Raw genomic sequence first — 17,524 nt, 5'->3', positions numbered from 1 at the left:
GACTGTAAAGCCGCGCTCGATTACCTGCTTCACCGCCTCTGCGCGGAACTCATCCGTGTACTGCTTGCTGTTGCCCATAAACACCTCGGTCATTGCCATCAATTATGGCGTCCGAGTGTCTACGAAAGGCTGGCCGGTCCAGTACGAACTAAACGGCTGAAGAGTGTCTGCAAAAGCCTAGGCGATTGAAGATGGCAGTTTGCTGTCGGTGACCCTTTTACACAAAATCTACGACAGGCCCCGGTCTGGGTACGGTGCCCCTAAAGCTGCACGCCTACGTGGTGCTGCAAGCGCGCTGATTGCTGTGGTCTGAGACTATATGCGGGCTTATTACTGCCTTGGAAACGGGCGGGGCCCGCGTCAGTGCATTTATAATTTGTTCAGTGTTATTGCTCTGGCTGAATGTAGTCAGCCCACGCCTGCATCATTGGTCGGCGCTGATCCAGTAAGTCGGTTCGATGATATGCCGCCTCAACCTGATTTTTAACGGTGTGAGCTAGGGCGCGCTCAGCCAAGTCCCTAGCATATCCTTTTTCGCTGCACCAGTCGCGAAAGCTAGAGCGAAATCCATGTGCTGTGGCTACTCGGCCCTCTGAATCGCTGGGCGCCGAGAGTCTACGTAATAAGGCAGTCAGCGTCATATCTGACAGTACCTTTCGGGCTTGAATGGATGGGAATACGAGTTCTTCGTCATGGCCGACTTGCTGTTGGAGCAAGGCCACTGCCTGCTTGGAAAGTGGGACCCTGTGAACTTGTCTAGCTTTCATTCGGTCTGCTGGAACTATCCATAGCCCGTTACGTAGATTCACCTCACTCCAAGTCATGGCTCGGACCTCGCCGGAGCGGGCGCCCGTCAGGATCAGAAAAAGCAACGCGCGCCGGGTCACGTCGAATTCACGTGTGGTTGCCAACTCCGCTCCGACAAATGTGGGGACGTGCTGCCAATGCATTGCGGGCTGGTGTTCTTGGCGGATCGTCTTGCTGGGTTGCTGAGGGAGCAAGTGGTTGACCACATCCACGGGGTTGGCTTGGTTGAATCCGTGCGCCCAGCCCCAAGCCATTACGGCATGAATACGCTGTTTAACGCGTGAGGCAGTTTCAGCCTTTTCAAGCCAGATGGGGCGTAGAACTTCGGCGATGTGCCGAGGCTGTAGCTGGTCGATCGGCAGGTTCCCAATTTTCGGGAAGACATACTCGACCAGTGTGTTGATCCACTGCTGGGCATGTTTCTCATTCCTCCAGCCAGGCTTCATCTCGGTGTGGACCTGTGTGGCAGCCTCCTGAAAGGTCGGTATCTGGAGCTTGGTGGCTTCCAGAGCTTTCACTGTTAAGGGGTCCTGTCCCGTCGTGATCAGGTCCCGCATCTCTCGAGCCAGCTTCCCTGCTGCGGCAATAGTGATTTGTGGATAGCCGCCCAACCCAGCGTTCCTGCGTTTCCCCGTCGTGGGGCTGACGTATCGAAATACCCATTTTCCTTGGCCCTTCAGGGTCGATGAGGGGAGGAGGCTCAGGCCTGTGACGGCTCCATGAGGTACTGCGCGACTCCCGGGAAGGATGCTTCGAGCTTTGACATCGGTGAGAAGTGGCATGGATTTTCAGTTGCTTCCGGTATGCCATCCAGTATGCCATTTTGAGAGGGCTGGTGATGGATGCTCTTGGACATGTCTGGATTTGAAAGTGTTGTAAGATATTGAAAAGAAAGACTTAAATTATTGGCCTTTGGATCGTTACGGACCGGGCTGGACGAATACTAGGCAGACCCCCTCTCCGCCAGATAAAGAAAGAAGCCGCCCACTGGGCGGCTTTTTTCTTGGCCAGCGTTTGGGGCGTGCAGGTGATTGTAGTAGTGATCGACACCTCTGATGCGGGGGGATGAGAACCCCCGACGGGGTTCGACGGTTCTGCAGGAGCAGAACCGGACAGCCGCAGGCTGGCCCTGGAGCGCGTAGCGCGGAAGGGTCGGGTGCATGGATGCACCCGACAATCCCCCCCTCTCCGCCAGATAAAGAAAAAGGGCTGCCGAAAGGCAGCCCTTTTTCTTTATCTGGCGCGGGACGCGACGCGCGTTGCGCGCCGCCCCACACGTTGCTGCGCAACGCGTGGGCCCCTCCCTTTGCCTGCCTCTCCCCGCCCCGATGGATCAGTAGATCCACGCCATGCGTGGATGCTGTTCCTGCCGAGCTGGACCATCCACGCATGGCGTGGATCTACCCGTTTCATTGCAAGCTGCGGGTTAAACTGCCTGCATCACCTGCTGGAGCCTTTCCCCATGACCGCTGAAATCCTCGTTCCCGTTTCCTTCGGCGAGCTGCTGGACAAGATCTCGATCCTGCAGATCAAGTCCGAGCGCATCAGCGACGAGGGCAAGCTGGCCAATGTGCGCAGGGAGCTGTCGGCGCTGGAGAAGACCTGGATGGCACACCCGGCGGCGGTGAAGGACATCGCCAAGCTGCGTGCCGAGTTGAAGGCCGTCAACGAACAGCTGTGGGACATCGAGGACGACATCCGCCTGAAGGAGAAGGCGCAGGCGTTCGACCAGGGCTTCATCGACCTGGCGCGCAGCGTCTACCTGCGCAACGATGAACGCGCGCGCATCAAGAAGGCGATCAACCTGGCGCTGGGTTCGGCGTACGTGGAAGAGAAGTCCTACCAGGATTACGCGCAGCGCGCGTAATCCCGCGCTGCTCGCCGCTCACCCCAGGTGGTCGGCGACGTAGCGTTCGAAGGCGGCGATGCCGTCTTCCACGGTGATCAGTTCCATCACATCGTCGAACTCGATCTTGGTGCCCCACTTCAGATCGGCGGCCTGCTTGGCCAGGTACTTGCGTGCCGCATCGTCGTAGCGGTCCACGCAGTAGCGACGGTCCGAGTACGGGCCACTACGGTTCGGGTTGCTGGCCGCATGCAGGCCCAGCACCTTGGTGCCCATCGCATTGGCGATGTGCATCGGGCCGGAGTCGGGTGTCATCACCAGGTTGGCGCGGGCCAGCAGCGCGGGCAGCTGCTTGAGCGTGTCCTTGCCGACCAGATCCAGTGCCGGCGTCTGCAGCTGGGCCTGGATGGCGTCGGCCATGCTGCGTTCCAGCTCGCTGCGGCCACCGCACAGCACCACCTGCCAGCCGCGCTGCACGGCGTGGTTGGCCACGGCGGCGTAGCGGTCGGCGTACCAGTTGCGGCGCACGTGGCTGGAGCAGGGCGAGATCATCAGTACCGGGCGGCCATCGTCCTGCCACTGCGCGGCGGCCCACTCGAAGGCGGACGGCGGCACGGCCAGGTCCCAGCTGACCTCGGTCTGGCGCAGGCCCAGCGGTTCGCAGAAGCTGCCGATGGCATCCAGCACATGGATGCCGGGGCGGTCGGGGATGCGCTCGTTGATGAAGAGGCCGTGCAGATCCTTCGAACGGCTGCGGTCGTAGCCGATGCGGCGCTCGGCTGGAATGAAGGCTGACAGCAGGTTGGCGCGGAACGCGACCTGCATCTGCAGCAGCGCTTCGAAGCGCCCCGGCGGCAGTTGCCTGCGCAGTTCCTTGACCCCGGCCATGCCGCTCTGCTTGTCGTAGGCATGGAAGGTGACGCCGGGCAGGCCGTCGAGCAGCTTGTGGCCGACCTTGTCGATGATCCAGTGGATCGGCGTGTCCGGGCGCGCAGCCTGCAGGGTGCGCACCAGGGGCACCACGTGGGTGACGTCGCCCAGTGCGGACAGGCGCAGGAGGCACAAGGAGGAGGACGCTGATGCCATGTGTTGTTAGACTCAATGAAATGGTCGCATTCGACGCCAATGAAGCGCTGACGCCATGCCGCGAGGGTCGCGGCATCGGGGCCATTCTGTTCGACCGCGAGCGGCTGCGGCAAGCCGAGATCGGCCTGTTCTCGCCCCAGCACTGGGGCAGCAGGGCCCGGCCGGTGGGCGAGGGCGGCCGCGGCAGCGCCTGGTTCGTCGATGCGCCGTTCGGGGCCAGCGTGCTGCGCCACTACCTGCGCGGCGGCATGGCCGCCCGTATCAGCCACGACCAGTATCTCTGGCGCGGCTCGGACCGGACCCGCAGCTTCGCCGAATTCCGCCTGATGCGCGCGCTGCGCGAGAAGAAGCTGCCGGTGCCACGGCCGATCGCCGCGTTCTACATGCGCGAGGGCCTGCGCTACCGGGCGGCGATCCTGATGGAGCGGATCGAGGGCGTGCGCTCGCTGGCCGACCGCGCACTGGTCGCCGGCCGCGGCGCCCCCTGGGAGGAAACCGGGCGGCTGATCGCCCGCTTCCACCGTGCCGGCCTGGACCATGCCGACCTCAACGCGCACAACATCCTGTTCGATGGCAGTGGCCATGGCTGGCTGATCGACTTTGATCGCGGTGTGATCCGCATCCCGGCCACCGCCTGGCGCGAGCGCAACCTCAAGCGCCTGCTGCGCTCGCTGATCAAGCTGCGCGGCGAGCGCAGCGTGGAAGACGTGCAGAAGGACTACGCGCGGCTGCGCCGCGCCTATGACATGGCCTGGAACCGGGGCACCTGATGGACTGGTCGTTGCGTTTCCTCGGCGTCGGCAATGCGTCGGCGGTCGAGCTGGGGTCGCCGATGTCGGTGATCGAGCGCGATGGTCGCCCGTGGCTGACCATCGATTGCGGCGGCGAAGGACTGACCGCGTTCAAGGCGCAGTACGGGCAGATGCCGCAGGCGCTGTTCGTCACCCATGTGCACCTGGACCACGTGGCCGGCTTCGAGCGCCTGTTCGTGGACACCTTCTTCAATGCGCACCGGCGCGGCAAGGTGCGCCTGTACGTGCCCGCCACGGTGGTGCCGCTGCTGCACAAGCGCATCGGTGACTACCCGAACGTGCTGGCCGAAGGCGGTGCGAACTTCTGGGATGCCTTCCAGCTGGTCGTGGTGGGTGAGGCGTTCTGGCATGAGGGGGTGCGCCTGGAGGTGTTCCCGGTGCGCCACCACTGGCCGGAGACCGCCTACGGCCTGCGCCTGCAGGGCGCGCTGACCTGGAGCGGCGACACCCGGCCGATTCCGGAGATGCTGGCCCGCTTCGCCAGCGACAACGAACTGATCGCCCACGACTGCGGCCTGCACGGCAATCCGTCGCATACCGGCGTGGACGACCTGGAGCGTGAGTACAGCGCCGACCTGCAGGCGCGGATGATGCTGTACCACTACGCCAGCGCGGCCGATGGCCAGGCGCTGGCCGCGCGCGGGCACCGCGTGGCGCAGCCGGGGCAGTGCGTGCCGCTGGCGAGCCCGACCGCGCCGCACGTACTGGCGCAGGATCCGCCCTGAGCAGGAGCGGCCAGCCCGCCGATACGGTGCTGGCCGCTGGACTGGAGGCGCTGGAGCGCACTGTTGGCCGAGGGGCTGGCCCAGGTGCGCTACCGCAGCCGCTGTCACCTCGATGCGCCGCTGCAGCACGGGGTGCTGCGCAGTTCGCTGTGGCGCCGGGTGTTCCACCAGGCACGCCCGAGCCAGATTGGCGCGGGGCCATGCCGGGCAAAGAATGCGAAGCCGGGGTCAGAGCCCCTTGCCATGCAAAGGGATCAGACCCCAGTGCAGAAAAGGCGATGGCCCCGCCGGCTGACCTCGGCGCCCGCGTCGATCGATACCGTTGCTGCCTTCCGGCCCTGGCGGGGTTTTCGACCTAGCGTCGCGAGGGGCCGACGGGGCCACCATAGAGACGTTGGCCGCCCGGTAGGCGGCCAGTTCACGGAACAGGGGAAGCAGCGCGCGATGCGCCGGAGACCACAGCCGGACTGCACATCGGCTGGCCGATGGCAGGCGCTCATTCTAGCGCAGGCGGGTGCGTCGATGCCAGCTTCACGCACTGAATCGGCTGTAACCCGTCGCCGCCGGCAGCGGCCGGCACCGACCCCCGTTGCTAGAATGCCGGCCAGGAGGAACGACCTCCCCCACATCGGGAACCAATGACCAGGACGGCCTGGCCCTACCAAGAGGAGGGCCATCATGGCCTGGATCTATCTGTTGTTTGCCGGCCTGCTGGAAATCGTGTGGGCCGTATCCATGAAGCAGTCCGAAGGCTTCACCCGGCTCACCCCCACCGTGGTCACGATCATCGGCATGGTCGCCAGCTTCTGGCTGCTGGCGGTGGCCATGCGCAGCCTGCCGCTGGGCACCGCCTACACGATCTGGACCGGCATCGGCGCGGTCGGTGCGTTCGTGGTGGGCATTGTGTTTCTGGGCGAGCAGGTCAGCCCGATGCGGATCGGTGCGGCGGTGCTGATCGTTTCCGGCCTGGTGCTGATGAAACTCTCCAGTAGCTGAATTTATTTACTCATGGGGGGGGATGGATTCTCCGCCACATGCAGCAATATGCATTTTCGGCAAAACCATTTTGTCCGCCCCTATTATTTGACGCGCGTCATAAAAATAGCGCGCGTGATTCACATGCTGCTGGCACCGTCGGTCGCACAGTGCCGCCATTCGTCGGGCGAAACCGGGGAGTTTTCGCCTTGACGGACGCGCTGGCGCACCTGTCCCCGGGTGCGATCGCGTGAAGATGTGAAGATTTTCAGGAGTTAATGCCTTCAGGCCTTGTTCCCGTTCGGGGAGCCGGGGTGGGCCGCATTGTCTCCAAAAAACCTGCCAGCTGTGCCATCCGGTCTTTTCATGGAGATTTACCGATGAACCGCATTTACCGTCTGGTTTTCAATCGTGCCCTTGGGGTAATGCAGGTTGCTTCGGAGGTCGCCCAGAATCCCGGCGGAAGCGCGGTCAGCGCAGGGCGGGTGCCGCGATTGCGGGCACACCAGCTGGCGGCGGCTTTGGCCGCCACACTGGCCAGCGGATCGGCATTCGCAGCTTGCACGGGCACCACAACCGTGAACTGCGACAGCACCACCAACATCAACAACTACTCCAACGCGACCAACGGCCTCACGCTGAACATCGCCGCAGGTGCATTGCTGCGTACGCCGCCGGTCGTAGGTGGAGGCAACGCAGCAACGCTGACCGGCGACAACGTGACGGTCAACAACAATGGCACGATCGATCCGAGCTCGATCGTCCTCGCCTCGCCCGGCCTGGTCATCGGCAATGCTTCTTCCAACAACAGCGCGATCGTCGTCAACAACAACGCCAGCGGACAGATCAAGGGTGTCGTCAACATCGCAACGCTGCTGGGCTTTGGTGGACAGGCGCTGGTGGCACAGAATGTCAACGGCACCACCACCATCAACAACGCCGGCCTGATCAGCACGTCGTTGATCGGTGCAGGCAGCGTTTCTGACGCGACCACGGTGGTGACCTATGGTGGTGCAGCCGCCGCTGTGACCAACACCGGCACCATCGACGGACGCGTCGGCCTGGGGGCTTCTGGCGGTAACACGTTCCTCAATGCGGGGGCGGTCAGTGGCAGCGTTCACCTGGGTGATTCAACCGGCGGCAACACCTTCACCGCAGTGTCGGGTTCCAGCGTTGTGAGCGGCGGCGGCACCGCTCTTGCCGGCGTGATTACCGGTGTCACCGGGGTAAAGGTTGCGGCTGCGGGATCGGTCGACGCCGGTACCGGCAGTGGTGCGGCCAACAACACGCTGGTGCTGCAGAACGTCGTCAGCGGCCCGGGGTCCGGCACCGGCGGCGCGGTGACCACGCTGGGCTGGAACCAGTACCTCAACTTCCAGAAGCTCACCGTCAACAGCGGTACCTGGAACCTGCAGGGTGCGTGGGCGGGTGCGGGTACGACCACGCTCAATGATGGCCTGGTCAATTTCAACAATGCCGGTTCCTTCGGCACCGGGCTGTTCACCGCCAACGGCGGTGCCATCGCCTCCTCCACGGCCGGTCTGAACCTGGCCAACGCTTTCAGCCTTGGGGGCAATCTGTCCCTGGCAGGGACCAATGCATTCAGCCTGGGGGGCGTGCTGTCCGGTACTGGCGGGCTGACGGTCAACAACACCGGCATCGTTACTCTCGGCGGCGCAAACCTGTTCTCCGGCGGCGTCAACCTCAATGCCGGCGGCCTGGTACTGGGCAATGCCGGTGCACTGGGCAGCGGCAACCTGACCGTGGGTGGCAGCGCCTCACTGGATACGACGGCGGGCTTCACCCTGGGCAACAATCTGGTGATCAATGGCGGGGGCTCGCTGAACCTGCTGGGCAGCAATGCGTTGTCATTGAATGGTTCGATCTCCGGTGCCGGCAACCTGACCAAGAACGGCGCCGGCACGCTCACCTTGAACGGCGCCAATGCGCTGACCGGCAGTTTCAACCTGGCCGGAGGCGCGTTGGCGCTGGGCGCGGGCGGCAGCCTGTCGCCCACCGGTGCGATCACGGTTGGCGTCGGTACCACCCTGGACCTGTCGGCGGCCGCCAACCAGACCATCGGTTCGCTGGCGGGCCTCGGCGGTTCGGTCAACCTGGGCAGCCGCACGCTCACCCTCGCGGGGCTGGGCAATACCAGCTACAGCGGCACGTTCGCCGCAGGCACGGGAGGCCTGGTCAAGCTGGGCACCGGCGTGCAGACCTTGTCGGGCGTGAACAACCTCAGTGGCGGCGTGGCACTCAACGCCGGTGGCCTGCTGCTGGGCAATGCTGCTGCGCTGGGCAGCGGTGCGCTCAGTGTCGGTGGCAACGTGACGCTCGATGGAACCACGGGGCCGCTTGCACTGGCCAACGCGGTCAACCTCGGTTCGGGTGCCAGCCTCAATCTGCTTGGCGGACAGGCGCTCACGTTCAACGGCGTGATCGGTGGCGCCGGTGGCCTGGTCAAGAGCGGTGCGTCGTCGCTGACGCTCAATGGCGCCAATACCTTCGGCGGCGGCGTGGCGTTCAATGCCGGCAGCCTGGTGCTGGGCAACGGTGGAGCACTGGGAACCGGTGCGCTGAATGTTGGTGGCGTGGTGTCGCTCGACACCAGCGCGGCGCTTGCGGTCGGCAATGGCATCACGCTGGGCGCGGGTGGCTCGCTCAATGTGCTGGGCTCGAACGCATTGACGCTCGGCGGCGCCATCGGTGGCACCGGCAGCCTGGTCAAGAACGGTGCCGCCACGCTTACGCTGGGTGGCGCGAATACCTTCACCGGCGGCCTGGCGATCAATGCCGGCAAGGTTGCGGTGGGCAGCGGCGGAAGCCTGGCCGCCGGCGGTGCGGTCAGCCTGACCGGCGTTGGCGCGGACCTGGACATCTCGCTCGGCGGCAACCAGACCATCGGCGCGCTGTCCGGTATTGCCGGCAGCACGGTGACGCTGGGCAGCAGCACGCTCACCTTCGGTGATGCCACCAACCAGACGTTCGCCGGCGTGATCGGCGGCACCGGTGGCCTGATCAAGCAGGGCACCGGCGTGCAGACGCTGACCGGCGCCAATACCTTCAGTGGTGGCCTGGACCTTGCGGCCGGTGGCCTGGTGCTGGGCAATGCCGGTGCGCTGGGAAGCGGCGCGCTGACGGTCAGTGGCAACGGCTCGCTGGATGCCACGACAGCGCTGAACCTGGGCAATGCGATCAACCTCGGCGCGGCCCTGACCCTGCCGGGCAGCCAGAACCTGGCCCTGGCCGGCAACATCGCGGGCACCGGCAGCCTGGTCAAGAACGGCGCGGCGACGCTGACCTTGAACGGTACCAACACCTTCAGTGGTGGACTGAGCGCGAACGCTGGCGCCCTGCTGCTGGGCAACAGCGGCGCACTCGGCACCGGGACGCTGGGCATCGGTGGCAACGTCTCGCTCGACGGCAGTGCGCCGCTGAACCTGGGCAACAACGTGGCACTGGGTGCAGGCGCCGCGTTGTCGCTGCCGGGTTCGCAGGCGATCACGCTGGGTGGGGTGGTGTCCGGTGCGGGCAGGCTGGTGAAGAACGGTGCCACCACCTTGACCCTCAATGGCGCCAACAGCTTCGGTGGCGGGCTGACCGTCAACGGCGGCGGCCTGCTGCTGGGCAATGCCGGCGCGCTGGGCACCGGTGCATTGTCGGTGGGGGCCAATACCACGCTGGACAGTTCGGTGGCGCTGGACCTGGCCAACAGCGTCAACCTCGGCGCAGGTGCGGTGCTGGATCTGCTGGGCAGCCAGAACGTGTCGCTGGGGGGCGTCATCAGCGGCACCGGCGGGCTGGTCAAGAACGGTGCGGCGACACTGGCATTGAACGGCGCCAATACGTTCAGCGGGGGCGTCGGGCTCAACGCGGGCGTACTGCAGCTTGGCAACGCACAGGCGCTGGGTACCGGCCAGCTGGACGTGGGCGGCAACGCTTCGCTGGATGCCACTGCGGCGCTTTCGGTGGGCAACACCCTCGGCCTCGCTGCGGGCGCCAACCTCACCGTGCTGGGCAGCAATGACCTGACGCTGACCGGTCCGGTGTTCGGCGCCGGCGGGCTGATCAAGGATGGCGCGGCGCGCCTCACGCTGTCTGGCGCCAACACGTTCGGGGGTGGCACCACCGTCAACGCCGGCACGCTGGCGCTGGGGGCCGGTGGCAGCCTTGCCGCGGCCGGTGCGGTGGATCTTGCCGGCGCCGGTGCGACGCTGGACATCTCGGCAGCCGGTGCCGCGCAGACCATCGGCGCACTCAACGGCGTCGCCGGCAGCCAACTGGCGCTGGGCGCGCAGTCGCTGACCTTTGGCGGCGCCGGCAACGGCAGCTTTGCCGGTGTGATCGGTGGCACTGGCGGCCTGGTCAAGACGGGTACCGGCGTGCAGACGCTGTCCGGTGCCAACACCTTCAGTGGCGGAGTTGCACTCAACGCCGGTGGCCTGATCCTCGGCAATGCCAGCGCGCTCGGCACCGGTGCGCTGGGCATCGGTGGCACCACCACGCTGGACAGCACGGTGGCGTTGAACCTGGCCAATGCAGTGAACTTCGGTGCGGGCACGCAGCTGACGCTGGGCGGCAGCAACGATGTCACGCTCGGTGGCGTGGTGGCCGGCAATGGCAGCCTGGTCAAGAACGGTACGGGCCTGCTGACCCTCAACAACACCAACACCTTCGGTGGCGGCCTGACCCTGAACGGTGGTGGCCTGGTCGTCGGTGCGGATGGTGCGCTGGGTACCGGCACGCTGGCAGTGACTACCAGCACCACGCTGGATGCAGGCGCCGCAGTCACCCTCGGCAATGCGGTCACGCTGGGCTCGGGTGTCGCGCTGACCGTGCCTGGCAGCAACGCGCTGACGCTCTCGGGCGTGATCGGCGGCAACGGCAGCCTGGTCAAGAATGGTGCCACCACGCTGACCCTGTCCGGTGCCAACACCTACACCGGCGGCACCACCATCAATGCTGGCACGCTGGCACTGGGAACCGGAGGCAGCCTTGCTGCAGCGGGCGATGTCACGCTGGGCGCCGGCGCTGGCTTCGATATCTCCGGCGCCGGCAGCAACCAGACCATCGGTGCACTCAACGGAGCGGGGGGAAGCACGCTGACGCTGGGCGGCAATTCGCTCACCTTCGGTACGGCCGGCAACGCCGCGTTCGATGGCGTGATCAGCGGCGGTGGTGGCCTGGTCAAGGTGGGCGCGGGCGTACAGACCTTGTCCGGCGCCAATACCTTCGGTGGTGGCGTGACACTCAATGCAGGCGGACTGGTGCTCGGCAATGACGCAGCGCTGGGCACGGGCGCATTGACCGTCGGTGGTGCTGCCACGCTGGATACCACCGGCCTGGCAACGCTGGCCAACAACATTGCGCTCAATGCCGGGCTGACCGTGCTCGGGACCCAGGCACTCACACTCAACGGCGTCCTTTCCGGGGCCGGCAGCCTGACCAAGAATGGCAGCGCGACGCTGACCTTGAACGGCGCCAACACCTATACCGGCGGTACCACCATCAATGCGGGCACGCTGGCGCTGGGTGCCGGTGCCAGCCTGGCCGCGAGCGGTACCGTCAACCTTGCCACCGGCGCCACGCTGGACCTGTCGGCCGGCAGCGGCACGCAGCAGTTCGGCACGCTGGTCGGCAACGGTACGGTGAATCTCGGCGCCAACTCGATCGAGGTCGGCGGTGCCACCGATGGCACCTTCAGTGGCTCGATCGCAGGCACCGGTGGCCTGACCAAGGTCGGTGCCGGCATCGAGACGCTGACCGGTGCCAACACCTACACCGGCGGCACGTTCATCAACGCCGGTACCCTGGCGATCGGCCCCGGCGGCAGTCTGGCCGCGACCGGTGCGGTGACGCTCACTGCGGCAGGCACAGGCTTCGATATCTCCGCCGCCGGCGCCAACCAGACCATCGGGGCGTTGAACGGCGTGGCGGGTTCGACGGTGAGCCTGGGGGCGCAGACGCTGACCCTGGGCGGCGTTGGCAACAGCATCTTCGATGGCGCGATCTCCGGCACCGGCGGCCTGGTCAAGAACGGCGCCGGCAGCCTCACGCTGGGCGGCGCCAACCTGTTCAGCGGCGGCGTCGCGCTCAATGGCGGCGCATTGGTGGTCGGCAACAACGCTGCGCTCGGCAGCGGTGCGCTGACGGTGGGAAGCAACGCGACGCTGGATGCATCGACCGGCGTCAGCCTGGCCAACAACATCGGGCTTGCCGGCGGCGCCAACCTCGATCTGCTCGGCAGCCAGGCGCTGACCCTGGGCGGCGTGATCTCCGGCACGGGCGGACTGATCAAGGACGGTGCGGCCACCGTGACCCTGACCGGCGCCAACACCTACACCGGTGGCACCACCATCAACAGCGGCACGCTGGCGATCGGCGCCGGTGGCAGCCTCGCCGCGACCGGCGCGGTGAACCTGGCCGGTGCCGGCACGTTCGACATTTCGGCGGGCAACCAGGCGATCGGTTCGCTGGCCGGCGTCGCCGGCAGTACGGTGGCGCTGGGCGGCAGCACGCTGACCCTGGGCGGCACCGTAGACAGCACCTTCAGCGGTGCGATCAGTGGCAACGGCGGCCTGGTCAAGAACGGCGCAGGCGTGCAGACGCTCAACGGCGTCAGCACCTTCAGCGGCGGCGTAACGCTCAACGCCGGCGGCCTGGTGGTCGGCAACAATGCTGCCTTGGGCACCGGTGCGGTGACGGTCGCGGGCGCTGCGACGCTCGATTCGAACACAGCGGTCACCCTCGCCAACAACTTCACCCTCAACAACGCGTTGACCGTCCTCGGCAGCAACAACCTCACCCTCAACGGCAACCTGAGCGGCACCGGCAGCCTGACCAAGGAGGGCGCCGCAACGCTAACCTTGAACGGCACCAATACCTACACCGGTGGCACCAACATCAACGCCGGTACGCTGGCACTGGGCGCGGGCGCGAGCCTGCACGCCAGCGGCATCGTCAACCTGGCCTCGGGTGCGACCTTCGATCTGTCAGCGGGCAGCGGCACGCAGCAGTTCGGCACGTTGGTCGGCAACGGTACGGTGAACCTGGGTGCCAACACGCTGACGATCGGTGATGCCACCAACGGTACGTTCAGTGGTTCGGTGGCCGGCTCCGGTGGCCTGATCAAGGAAGGTTCGGGAACGCAGACGTTGACCGGTACCAACACCTTCACCGGTGGCACCACCATCAACGCCGGCACGCTGGCGATCGGTGCCGGCGGCAGCCTGGCCGCGACCGGTGCGGTCACCCTGGCCAACGCCGGTACCACCTTCGACATCAGCGCAGGTGGTGCGCAGGCGATCGGTTCGCTGGCAGGCGTGGCAGGCTCGACCGTGGCGCTGGGCGGCAGCACGCTGACCCTCAATGGCGTGGGCAATACCACGTTCGCTGGCACCATCGGAGGGGCCGGTGGCCTGGTAAAGAACGGCGCAGGCATCCAGGGCTTGACCGGCGTCAACGTCTTCACTGGCGGCGTGACCCTCAACGCCGGTGGCCTGCTGCTGGGCAACGACGGATCGCTGGGCACCGGCGCGCTGACCGTAGGCGGTGACGCCAGCCTGGATGGCACCAGCGCGTTGACCCTGGCCAACACCGTGCAGCTGGCCAGCGGCACGCTGACCCTGGCTGGCAGCAACGCGCTGACCTTGAACGGCCCGATCAGTGGTGCCGGTGGCCTGCTGAAGGATGGCGCGGCGACAGTCACCCTGGGCGGTGCCAGCAGCTATACCGGCACCACCACCATCAACAGCGGCACGCTGGCAGTTGCGGCCGGCGGCAGCCTGTCCGGTGCCAGCACGGTCAACCTGGCCGGTGCGGGCACGCTGGATATCAGCGCCGGTGGCAGCCAGAGCATCGGAGGCCTGGCCGGCGTGACCGGTTCCAGCGTGGTGCTGGGCGGTGCAACCCTGACCACCGGCGGCAACAATGCCAGCACGACCTTTGCCGGCGTGCTCAGTGGTACCGGCGGCCTGGTGCAGGGAGGTACCGGCACGCTGACCCTGAGTGGCGACAACACCTATACCGGAGGCACCACCATCAACGGTGGCAGCACGCTGCAGATCGGCAACGGCGGCAGCAGCGGTTCGGTGCTGGGCGACATCACCAACAACGGCAGCCTGGTCTACAACCTGGGTACGACGGCCACCGTGGGCGCAGTGGTGAGTGGCAGCGGCAGCCTGACCCAGGCCGGCAGCGGCACGCTGGTGCTGACCGGCAACAACACCTACACCGGAGGGACCGCCATCAATGCCGGCGGCACGCTGCAGATCGGCAACGGTGGTGCGACCGGTGCGATCGTTGGCGATATCACCAACAACGGTGCGCTGGTGTCCAACGTGGCCGGCAACACCACGCTCGGTGGCACCATCAGCGGCAGTGGTGGCCTGACCCAGGCCGGCAGCGGCACGCTGACCCTGGCCGGCAACAACACCTATACCGGCGGCACCACCATCAATGCCGGTGGCACCCTGCAGGTGGGCAATGGCGGTGCGACCGGCGCGATCACCGGCAACGTTGCCAACAACGGCAGCCTGGTGTTCAACGTCGGCGGCAACACCACGGTCGGCGGCGCGATCAGCGGCAGTGGTGGCCTGACCCAGGCCGGCAGCGGTGTGCTGACCCTGGTGGGCAACAACACCTACACCGGCGGGACCACCATCAATGCCGGCGGCACGCTGCAGGTGGGCAACGGCGGCGCGACCGGTGCCATCGCCGGCGATATCACCAACAATGGCGCGTTGATTTCCAACGTGGCCGGCAACACCGCGCTGGGCGGCACCCTCAGTGGCAGCGGCGGCCTGACCCAGGCCGGCAGCGGCACGCTGCTGCTGACCGGAACCAACACCTACACCGGCGGCACCATCATCAACGCCGGCGGTACGCTGCAGCTGGGCAATGGCGGTGCGACGGGCTCGATCGTCGGTGATGTCACCAACAACGGCACGCTGCTCTCCAACGTGGCCGGCAACACCACGCTGGGCGGCACCATCAGCGGCAGTGGCGGGCTGACCCAGGCCGGCAGCGGCACGCTGACCCTGACCGGCAACAACACCTATACCGGCCCGACCACCATCAATGCCGGTGGCACCCTGCAGGTCGGCAATGGCGGTGCGACCGGTGCGATCGGCGGCAGTGTCGTCAACAACGGCAGCCTGGTGTTCAACGTGGGTGGCAACACCACCGTCGGCGGCGCCATCAGCGGCAGCGGCGGCCTGACCCAGGCCGGCACCGGCACCGTGGTCCTGACCGGCAACAACACCTATACCGGTGGCACCACCATCAACACCGGCGGCACGCTGCAGGTCGGCAACGGTGGCGCGAGCGGTGCGGTCACCGGCAACGTTGCCAACAACGGCAGCCTGGTGTTCAACGTCGGCGGCAACACCACGGTGGGCGGCACGATCAGCGGCAGCGGTGGCCTGACCCAGGCAGGTGCCGGCACCCTGGTCCTGACCGGCAACAACGCCTACACCGGCGGTACCACCATCAATGCCGGCGGCACCGTGCAGGTCGGCAACGGTGGCGCCAGCGGCGCGATCACCGGCAACATCACCAACAACGGTGGCCTGGTGATCAACACCGGTGGCACCACCACGCTCGGCGGCAGCATCAGTGGTGGCGGCAGCATCGTGCAGGCCGGCCCGGGCAGCCTGAATCTGGGCGGCAACAGTGCTGGCTTCAGCGGCACGGGCCAGGTCACCGGCGGTGGCCTGAACGTCACCGGCAACATCGGCGGCCAGTGGACCATCGGCAGTGGCACCACGCTCTCCGGCACCGGCACCATCGGCGGTACCGGCGGTGGCGTGACCGTATCCAGCGGTGGCGTGCTGTCGCCGGGCAATGGCCCGGGCAATGGCGGCGGTGCCGGCAATGGCACCGGAACGATCACCGTCGGCGGCAACCTGACGCTGTCGCCGGGCAGCACGCTGGGCATCGATCTGGGGGCCACCGGCAGCGACACGGTGAAGGTGGGCGGCAGTGCCAATGTGGGTGGCAGTACGGTGCGGGTGAACACCATCTCGCCGAGCACCAGCTACCAGCAGGGCCAGCAGTACACGGTGGTCAATGCCGGGGGTGGCGTGAGCGGGCAGTTCGCTGCGGCAACCTCGCCGTCGGCCTTCCTGACGATCACGCCGGTCTATACGGCCAACACCGCCAACCTGCAGATCGACGTGGCGCAGACTGCGGCATTCACCACCGCAGCGACGACGCGCAACCAGTACAACACTGCCGCAGCGCTGGACAGCCTGCCGCAGAGTGGCCCGGCGCTGGGCCTGTACAACACGGTGCTGCTCTACGACGCGGCCACTGCGCGCAGCGCCTTCGACCAGCTGTCAGGCGAAGTGCATGCGGCCAGCCGCGCGGTGCTGCTGTATGACAACTACCTGGAGGAGGGCATCCGCCAGCGCCTGGGCAGCGAACTGCCGACCGTGCGGGGCGAGCGCGCTTCGGCCTGGCTGGCCGGCAGCGGCAAGGTGTTCCGCCAGGACGGTGACGGCAACGGTGCCGACATCCGCTCCAACCGCAATGCGGTGATGGCGGGTGTGGATTGGCAGCTGGGCGAGCACGTGGTGCTGGGTGCGGCGGCCGGCAATGAGCGCCTGGATACCCGCCTGTACGATCGCAGCGCGCGGTCCCGCCTGCGTGGCAACACGTTCGGCCTGTACGCGCAGGGACAATGGAACAACGGCTTCGCGGTCGGTGGCAGCGTGTCGCGCGGTGACTACCGCACCCGTACCACGCGTGAGGTGCCGCTGCTGGCCCAGACCCTGTACAGCAGGCAGGATTCGGACGTGACCATTGCGCAGGTGGAGGGCAGCTGGACCTGGACCCATGGCAGGACCCAACTGCAGCCGTATGTGCAGTTCACCCGGCACTGGGTCGACAGTGATCGTGCCGTGGAGCAGGGCGGCAGCGCCGCACTGGTGCTGGAAGGCGGCAAGGACACGCTCAATGTCAGCACGGTGGGCGTGCGCGGCCGTTGGGACGTGGGCAGCGGCGAGCGCTTCCCGGCGCAGCTGACCGTCGGCCTCGGCTGGCAGCACGCCTCGGGTGACACCGATGTGGCCAGCCGCAACCGCTTCGCGGTGGGCGGCAATGCCTTCGATGTCTACAGTGCGGTGATGGCACGCAATGCGCTGGTCAGCCAGCTTGGCGTGGCGGTCGGCCTTGGCCGCAACAGCCAGCTGTCGATGTTCGTACAGGGCCAGCATGGCGACGGCCGCCGCGATGTGGGTGGGCAGATCAACCTGCGCGTGGGCTTCTGA

Annotated in this window: 7 protein-coding genes and 1 other RNA gene; 5 read left to right on the top strand and 3 right to left on the bottom strand. The window is 66.5% G+C overall.

All coding sequences use genetic code 11. The features are described from left to right. Nucleotides 1–386: 386 nt before the first annotated feature. Nucleotides 387–1,589 (bottom strand): tyrosine-type recombinase/integrase, encoded by a 1,203-nt coding sequence (locus AC5P9I_RS08310; RefSeq protein ID WP_049440220.1) that lies wholly within the window; start codon nt 1,587–1,589, stop codon nt 387–389. Nucleotides 1,590–2,269: 680 nt separating this feature from the next. Between AC5P9I_RS08310 and AC5P9I_RS08305 the strand changes: the two genes are divergently transcribed. Then, entirely contained in the window at nt 2,270–2,674 is a 405-nt protein-coding gene (locus AC5P9I_RS08305) for a DUF6165 family protein (RefSeq protein ID WP_049466382.1), read from the top strand. 18 nt (nt 2,675–2,692) lie between these two features. Here AC5P9I_RS08305 and AC5P9I_RS08300 read toward each other — a convergent pair whose 3' ends face one another. Further along, entirely contained in the window at nt 2,693–3,739 is a 1,047-nt protein-coding gene (locus AC5P9I_RS08300) for a glycosyltransferase family 9 protein (RefSeq protein ID WP_049466380.1), read from the bottom strand. A gap of 20 nt (nt 3,740–3,759) precedes the next feature. Between AC5P9I_RS08300 and AC5P9I_RS08295 the strand changes: the two genes are divergently transcribed. Beyond that, nucleotides 3,760–4,509, top strand: coding sequence for a 3-deoxy-D-manno-octulosonic acid kinase (locus AC5P9I_RS08295; RefSeq protein ID WP_032958195.1), 750 nt, complete (start codon nt 3,760–3,762; stop codon nt 4,507–4,509). Further along, nucleotides 4,509–5,276, top strand: coding sequence for an MBL fold metallo-hydrolase (locus AC5P9I_RS08290; RefSeq protein ID WP_049466378.1), 768 nt, complete (start codon nt 4,509–4,511; stop codon nt 5,274–5,276). The genes AC5P9I_RS08295 and AC5P9I_RS08290 overlap by 1 nt, the downstream gene beginning before the upstream one ends. Nucleotides 5,277–5,557: 281 nt before the next feature. Here AC5P9I_RS08290 and ffs read toward each other — a convergent pair. Continuing rightward, nucleotides 5,558–5,654, bottom strand: an RNA gene (gene ffs, locus AC5P9I_RS08285) — signal recognition particle sRNA small type. 300 nt (nt 5,655–5,954) lie between these two features. On the opposite strand from ffs, the gene AC5P9I_RS08280 reads away from it, so the two are divergent. Together AC5P9I_RS08280 and AC5P9I_RS08275 are read left to right on the top strand one after the other, a co-directional pair. Continuing rightward, complete coding sequence (locus AC5P9I_RS08280; protein WP_049466375.1) at nt 5,955–6,272, top strand: DMT family transporter; 318 nt, start codon at nt 5,955–5,957, stop codon at nt 6,270–6,272. 359 nt (nt 6,273–6,631) lie between these two features. Beyond that, nucleotides 6,632–17,524 carry an autotransporter-associated beta strand repeat-containing protein gene (locus AC5P9I_RS08275; RefSeq protein ID WP_130768431.1) on the top strand — a complete coding sequence of 3,631 codons (10,893 nt, stop codon included), beginning with the start codon at nt 6,632–6,634 and terminating at the stop codon, nt 17,522–17,524.

The organism is Stenotrophomonas sp. YJH_SMC_29 (genome assembly GCF_059371235.1).
This window is presented reverse-complemented; position numbering and strand designations above follow the sequence as displayed.

What these genes read in the sequence shown, in the direction of transcription:
- AC5P9I_RS08310 (WP_049440220.1), bottom strand. Translation starts at nt 1,589, where the DNA reads ATGCCACTTCTCACCGATGTCAAAGCTCGAAGCATCCTTCCCGGGAGT.
- AC5P9I_RS08305 (WP_049466382.1), top strand. Translation starts at nt 2,270, where the DNA reads ATGACCGCTGAAATCCTCGTTCCCGTTTCCTTCGGCGAGCTGCTGGAC.
- AC5P9I_RS08300 (WP_049466380.1), bottom strand. Translation starts at nt 3,739, where the DNA reads ATGGCATCAGCGTCCTCCTCCTTGTGCCTCCTGCGCCTGTCCGCACTG.
- AC5P9I_RS08295 (WP_032958195.1), top strand. Translation starts at nt 3,760, where the DNA reads ATGGTCGCATTCGACGCCAATGAAGCGCTGACGCCATGCCGCGAGGGT.
- AC5P9I_RS08290 (WP_049466378.1), top strand. Translation starts at nt 4,509, where the DNA reads ATGGACTGGTCGTTGCGTTTCCTCGGCGTCGGCAATGCGTCGGCGGTC.
- AC5P9I_RS08280 (WP_049466375.1), top strand. Translation starts at nt 5,955, where the DNA reads ATGGCCTGGATCTATCTGTTGTTTGCCGGCCTGCTGGAAATCGTGTGG.
- AC5P9I_RS08275 (WP_130768431.1), top strand. Translation starts at nt 6,632, where the DNA reads ATGAACCGCATTTACCGTCTGGTTTTCAATCGTGCCCTTGGGGTAATG.